Source organism: Marinobacter sp., assembly GCF_052094685.1.
GTDB lineage: Bacteria > Pseudomonadota > Gammaproteobacteria > Pseudomonadales > Oleiphilaceae > Marinobacter.
The window spans coordinates 1-6,614 of record NZ_JBQDKB010000142.1 but is presented as its reverse complement, the minus strand read 5'-3'; the positions used below and the strand labels follow the sequence as shown (position 1 = coordinate 6,614).

Below are 6,614 nucleotides of genomic sequence, written 5' to 3'. Positions count from 1 at the left end.
GCCCCGATTATCTCATGTCGATACTGCTTGGTTAAGTCCGACAGGCTGCTAGCCATGGAAAAGCCGACCTACCACCACGGCGACCTGCCCTTACAAGCCCAACAACTGGCCCTCGACACGCTAAGAGCAGATGGCGATGCCGCCATTAGCCTGCGCGCCCTCGCGAAGCAACTAGGGGTCAGCGCGCCAGCCCTATACCGACATTTTTCAGACAGAAATGCGCTGCTGGCTGAATTGGCGATCAGCGGGTTCGAAGCCCTGCGCAATCGCCTGCGCGCGGTAGACCAGCAGGTGCCTCGCAAGGCACTGATCAACATCGGACTAGTGTATGTCACCTTTGCTCAGGAAGAGCCCAACCTGTACCGCCTAATGTTTGGCGGTCGTGTATTACCCATGGGCACACACCCGCGCTTGGATGCTGCGGGTAAAGGTGCGTTTCAGGTTCTGGAAGACACCGTGGCCCGCGCCCGCCAGCTTGGTTACCTCAAACCTTCGCCTGTCTCTTTGATGACCGCTGCCGCCTGGTCTTTAGTACACGGACTGTCGCAACTCACCATCGATGGCCATTTACCCAGCGAAAAGGCCGAACCCACGTTAACCGAGGGCGTACTCAGCTTGCTGCTGGACGGCTCCCGATCTAACCCACAACAATTACAACAGGACATAACCCTATGAGCAGCCCAAAACCCAGCACCATTCGCGTTGGCCGCAGGTATCGTGAGAAACGATTGGACGGCTCCTACGATGCCATCGTTATTGGTTCCGGCATTGGTGGCTTAACAGCCGCTGCCTGCATGAGCAAAATGGGCAAGAAGGTGCTGGTACTGGAGCAGCACTACACGGCCGGCGGCTTTACTCACAGCTACGACCGAAACGGCTATGAGTGGGATGTAGGTGTGCACTATATCGGCGACATGGGCGCAGACCACACTCTCGGTAAGCGACTGTTTGATCACATCACCGATGGCCAATTGAAATGGGCGCCCATGGACGCCAATTACGACCGCATTTTTCTGGGCGACAAGCACGTAGATTTGGTTGCCGGCCCGGATGCATTCCGTGCGGAACTGATCAAAGTATTCCCGGAAGAAGAACAGGCTATCGACACCTACCTGAGTTATCTGCGCCAGGTGTCCAAAGCCATGCCGGCCATTGTTCTGGGTAAAGTATTACCAAACCTGGCTCTCGGCCCCCTGAACATGCTTGCCAAACGCAGGGCCCCGGAATTTCTTAACAAGCCGACCCGCGAAGTGCTTGAAGGGATTACCAGCAATCAGGAATTGATTGCGGTACTAACCGGCCAATGGGGCGACAACGGCCTGCCCCCGGCACAATCCAGTTTCATTATCCACTCGCTGATTGCCCGCCATTACCTGCATGGCGGCTACTACCCGATTGGTGGTGCGTCTGAAATGGCAAAAACCATCATCCCGGTGATTCAGCAAAGCAGTGGTGAAGTGTTCACCTACGCCGACGTGACCAGCATCCTGATCGAGAAAGGCAAAGCCGTGGGTGTGCGCATGGCAGATGGCGCAGAGATACGCTCACCACTGGTGATCAGCAACGCCGGGGTGTTCAACACCTTCAACAAACTGTTGCCGAAAGACGCGCCCAACTGGGACTATTACCAAGACAAGTTAACGACCGTTAAGCGCTCCATGGCCAGCAACTGCCTATACATAGGATTGCAGGATACAGCCGAAAATTTGGGCCTACCGAAAACTAACTACTGGATTTACCCGGGCACAGACTACGAAAAGCATGTGCAAGACTTTGCAGAAGACCCGGAGAACAACGACATATCGCTGACCTATATTTCGTTTCCTTCGGCCAAAGACCCAAGCTTTGCCGAGCGCTACCCCGGCCGCGCCACCATTGAGATCGTGGCGCCCGGTCCCTTTGAGTGGTACGAGGAATGGGCCGACAAACCCTGGGGCAAACGCGGCGAAGAGTACGAAGCGAAAAAGGAAGAATTCGCCCAGCGCCTGCTAGCAAAACTGTACGAGAAGTTCCCTCACCTTGAAGGCAAGGTGGATTACTACGAGTTATCTACGTCTCTTTCCACGGACTACTTCTGCCGTTACAGCGAGGGAGAAATTTACGGGCTGGACCACACTCCGGACCGCTTCGAGCTGGACTGGCTGAAACCTAAAACCCGCATTCCTGGCCTGTACCTAACTGGCCAAGACATCATGACCTGTGGCGTAGTCGGCGCCATGCTTGGTGGCTTGCTAACAACCGTGGCGGTGAGTGGATTTAAGGGGCTGCCGTTGGCCAAGAAGATGTTTCGCGGATGATAGACAGTCTCATTCCCGGCGGCACGGGGCAGGTATCAAACCTGCCCGGCCGCACCGCTTAAAAGATTAAAACTCCAACCCGAGAGTCAACCAAAGCTGACGACCAGGCTCAACCCCTGAATCACCATCAAGAACGGTGTGCACGCGATCGTTGAACAGGTTGCGCAGTTCAGCTTCGGCAATCAGTGAGGTGCCGTATATCGCTGGTTGGGTATAGCGCATGGAAAGGTCGAACAGAAACGTGTCCGGGCGATCTTCATCAGCGTATTCAGTCAGGCTCTCACGGACAACCTCACCACTGGCAGAGGTGACCAGCTCACCGTCTACTTCCCGGCCGGTATCAATTATCTGAGCATAATCGCCACGATAGCGGCCATTGATCGTTCCACTGAGTTGATTATTGAAACGGTGTGACACACCGATGTTAATCACAACCGGCCGGTTAAAATCACTGCGCAGAACATCCAGTTCGCCGTACGCCACACGCTGCCCCTGATACCAGACAAATTCTTCTGGCTGGGTATTATCTATGGGGTCATCGTAATCGGCATTGTTTGTTTTGGTTTCAGACCAGGTGCCGCTAACGCTGACCATAGTGTCACCATAAACGCCGTTCCAGCCCAGGGAAACCCCGAGGTACTCGCTGCTGCCCTCATTATTCATGATGTAATAACGATAGCCGTCTGCCTGAGTATCGGTGGTGGTTCTGGCAAACTCGTCCTTGTTATCACGTTTCACCACTTTCAACACCATGCGTCCACCCAACAGGGCCTGATCCAGGCCCAGAGTCTGCTCATCGCTAAAGGGGGTGTCTACATCATCAAACACATAGCGGTAGTCGCCCTGGCCTACTTCTCGCTCCCAATCCGTCACGATGTTCTGTTCGGTAGAGCGGTATTCCGTATAAAACGGGGCCCTTGCCTCCCGCAACTTGTAGGTGAGCAACGCTGCGCCGTAGTACCGGTTAAACCCCGCGATTAGAACGGTACTTGCGTTATCAAACACATCAAATGTCGCGCGCGTACGGAATGCAACATCATGGTTCTCAAGAAAATCATTGTAGTCATAACGCAGCCCAAGGGTTCCTGTCAGGCGTTGCCAAGCCAGTGTCGTTTCGCCATAGAACCCAGCCTCATTCAGCGCTACTTCAACATCGTCGGCCTGATAAATATTGCGACTGGAAAAATACTGTTCGCTCTGCACGCAATCCGTCGTAATTCCCCGACACTGCACATCGGTGTTGATCACTGCATTGCTGTATATCGCAAGGTCCTCATCACGCCGAAAGCGATAAGTACTGTGGCTGGCCTGAATTCCGGCTTCATTGGTGACTTCCATAGGACCTATACGAACCGGCAAGGTTGCCACGGAATACGCCAGATCGGTCGAATTCTGAATTTTATCCAGATCGCCATAACCACCTTCACGGCTCAGGCCAACATCGGCTTCACGGCCCCACTGGCGGCTACTGGTGTTTTCCCAACTGAAGTAGCCGTTTGGTGCCTCCCGTTCGTTAACACTGCTTGTCCAACCCAGGTCCAGATTATGTTCCAACTGCTCGCCAAGGTATTCGAAACCGGCTTTAAGGTTATAGCCCCCACCGTTGACCATGTAATCACTGGCCTTGGTGTCGGTAATAAATGTGTCACTGGAATAAGGAGACCAGGTCGCCGAAAGGTCCAGAATTGCGGCGTCTCCGAGTTGGGAGGACAACTTCAGCAACACATTCTGGTTGCTTTGCGTCCGGTTTCGGGTACTACCCAAACTGACATCTGGTGTTTCAGAGTATGCCTGACTAACACTGGTTATCATCCCGATCTGATCGTTAAGCGGTGCAGAATAACTAAAGGCCGCCCTGTATCGCTCGAAGTCCGGCTCTTCGGGAGGCGTGGGAGGTAATGTTTCGACCTCAGGATCCCACTCCCGGGTAAAGGTACGAAATTGAGTCCACTGGCTGCGCGTGCCGCTAACCGTCAACTTGCCTTCCGGCTCGCGACCAGCACGCCTGGTTGTCGCATCCACCACGCCGCCGGTAAATCCACCATAAGCCGCGGGTACATTGCTATCGTATACTTTCAGCTCACCAATAAGATCGGCATCGATGAACAGCGACTGCTCATGACCACCAATATCACTGACAGAAGAGCTGCTGCTGTCCGAAGCCGGATCAAGGCGGTTACTGTTACTCAGCCCATCCAGTACAAAGTTATTTTCATAAAAGCGTCCGCCAGAAATAGATATTGATTCAGGCCGCAGGTCGGTCAACCCCTCGACACTCTGACTGCTTTCGCCAAACTGGATACCTGGCACCAACTTTAAAATGTTCTCAAGACCGCCATCAGCACTACCAAATCGCTCTATATAGCTCTGATCAAAAATATATTCACCAGCACCGGATTCACTTGTACCACCCGGGTTCTGCACCGGCGCGGTAATCAACAACTCAGGTAACTGAACAGGGCGGGAGGTCGAGGCCGAGACCGATTCTTGCTCTTCAGCCATTAGCCCAGAACCTGAAAGTGACAGAAAGGAAGCCACAATCCAATGTCGGCCCGACACATAGTGTTTTCGCGAAGGACCATTGATTAAACAACGCCTGTTTGTCATGAGTTAAACCTGAAAGGAAAGTCAAAAACCATTGGGCTGAAAAGTGTCAGCGGGGCAATTCTGTGGGCGTCGTATAAGGCGCGCCATTACCTAAAGTAAGCAGAAAAGCCTTCAATGCCTGGAGCTCTTGCTGGTCGAGATTCAACGGCTGTATGAGCGACGACAGTTGAGCAAAGCGGGGGTCCTGGCGGCCCAGCTCGGTAGGCTGGTTTTGCCACCAACCCATGTTGTAAGAGGCCAGCACGTGATCGAGGTCAGCCAGCAGGCCGTTATGCATATATGGCGCCGTAACGGCCACATTACGCAGGGGCGCGGTTCGAAAAGCACTGAAATCTTGATTTTTTTTCGTCACTGCATAACGGCCAGTAAAATTGCCGACTTCATAAAAAGCAGTCCCCAGATGGTGGTATTTACCATCAGTAAGTAGCGGGCCGTTGTGGCAGTTCATGCAACGGCCTTTGGTGCGGAAGAGGTGCAAACCTTGAAGTTCCTGATCGTTGAGTGCGCTTCGCTCGCCGCGCATGAAACGATCAAAGCGTGTGGCAGTGGTGGTGCGCTGGCGCACAAACTCCGCAATGGCGATCGTTACCCGGTCAAAGTCCAGCCTCGGGTCACCGAAAGCCCTCTCAAAAAGTTGATCATAAGCACCAATATCCTGAAGCCGACCGATAATCTTCGGCGGATCACCCGCCATTTCAATGGGGTTTGTAATACTCGCCGCGGCCTGTTCTTCCAACGAAACAGCCCGGCCATCCCAGAACAGCTCTTTCAGATAACCTGCATTCAGAATCGTTGGCGAATTCAGCTGGCCCTGTTGGCGGTTGTGACCAAATGAGAAACGGCGACCATCGGCCCACCCAAGATCCGGATCGTGGCAGGAGGCGCACGCATGCTGGCCGGAGCCGGATAGAATTGGGTCAAAAAACAACAACTCTCCCAGTTCCTGACGCGCCTTTCTTAAGGCGCTACTCCTGCTTTTCGCACCATCGGTGTCTCTCACCCTTTCGGGTAAGGCCGCCAATGGCTCGATCCGGTTGCCCGGAGCCAATACCGGGGCCGGCCACTGCTCCTGAGGTGCCGAATATTTCGCTCGCAAGTCTGTGGCACCTTGCACCGATTCTGTTGCAGCCGATGCTGTTCCCGCCAAAAGCAGCAGGAACAGCACAAATCTGCTAAGCCGCATTTATACAGATGGCGCAGTACGGGGTTTCGTCCAGACTGTTGTTGGTCCCGTCGCCATCAATATCATCATCAACTTCAAATGGAGCAGCGGCCTGTTCTTCGGTTGAACTTTGCGGGTCAAAAAAGTCGGCGTTGCTATCGCCGTCGAAATCAAAACGGGCCATGTCCGTTCCAGGGTAGTCGTCCTGAGCCGACAGTTTTTCAGCAATGCTCGACAGCATCGCATTGCGATCAGCCGTCGTATAAGTCGACGTACGTGAGATGCTTTCAGCCAGTTCGTAATGACGGCCCTCAGCCAAGGTAACAACCAGCTCCTTACTGCGCAGAACGCGATTGTTATCATCCAATAGCTCGAAAACCTCCAGAGCACCACCAAATACCAGAGGCGAACTGGCGTTTCCTTTTGCCATATCAGCTACACGGGCTCTTGCTTGCTGTATATAGGCGGCGTTTTCCGGATTCCAGGTACCCCAGGTCGCCAGCAACTTGCGTGTGGCAGTCGCAATATCGGCATAGTCAGCAGCCACA

Annotated in this window: 5 protein-coding genes; 2 read left to right on the top strand and 3 right to left on the bottom strand. The window is 53.7% G+C overall.

Going from position 1 to position 6,614, the window contains the following annotated elements; genetic code table 11:
* A partial coding sequence (locus ACTH3S_RS17465) for a TetR/AcrR family transcriptional regulator (protein ID WP_441810289.1) occupies positions 1-675 on the top strand: 675 nt, incomplete at its 5' end.
* Positions 672-2,297, top strand: a complete 1,626-nt coding sequence (locus ACTH3S_RS17460) for a phytoene desaturase family protein (RefSeq protein ID WP_441810288.1) — start codon at positions 672-674, stop codon at positions 2,295-2,297. The genes ACTH3S_RS17465 and ACTH3S_RS17460, both read left to right, overlap by 4 nt.
* 66 nt (positions 2,298-2,363) lie before the next feature.
* On the opposite strand, the gene ACTH3S_RS17455 is transcribed toward ACTH3S_RS17460, so the two are convergent.
* From ACTH3S_RS17455 to ACTH3S_RS17445, 3 genes are all read right to left on the bottom strand, one after another.
* Positions 2,364-4,799 carry a hypothetical protein gene (locus tag ACTH3S_RS17455; RefSeq protein ID WP_441810287.1) on the bottom strand — a complete coding sequence of 812 codons (2,436 nt, stop codon included), beginning with the start codon at positions 4,797-4,799 and terminating at the stop codon, positions 2,364-2,366.
* Between the two features lie 151 nt (positions 4,800-4,950).
* Entirely contained in the window at positions 4,951-6,087 is a 1,137-nt protein-coding gene (locus tag ACTH3S_RS17450) for a cytochrome-c peroxidase (protein ID WP_441810286.1), read from the bottom strand.
* The coding region (locus ACTH3S_RS17445) for a hypothetical protein (protein ID WP_441810285.1) at positions 6,077-6,614 on the bottom strand (538 nt) is incomplete at its 5' end. The genes ACTH3S_RS17450 and ACTH3S_RS17445, both read right to left, overlap by 11 nt.

Coding starts and splice junctions, on each gene's coding strand:
- ACTH3S_RS17460 (WP_441810288.1), top strand. CDS start 672: ATGAGCAGCCCAAAACCCAGCACCATTCGCGTTGGCCGCAGGTATCGT.
- ACTH3S_RS17455 (WP_441810287.1), bottom strand. CDS start 4,799: ATGGCTGAAGAGCAAGAATCGGTCTCGGCCTCGACCTCCCGCCCTGTT.
- ACTH3S_RS17450 (WP_441810286.1), bottom strand. CDS start 6,087: ATGCGGCTTAGCAGATTTGTGCTGTTCCTGCTGCTTTTGGCGGGAACA.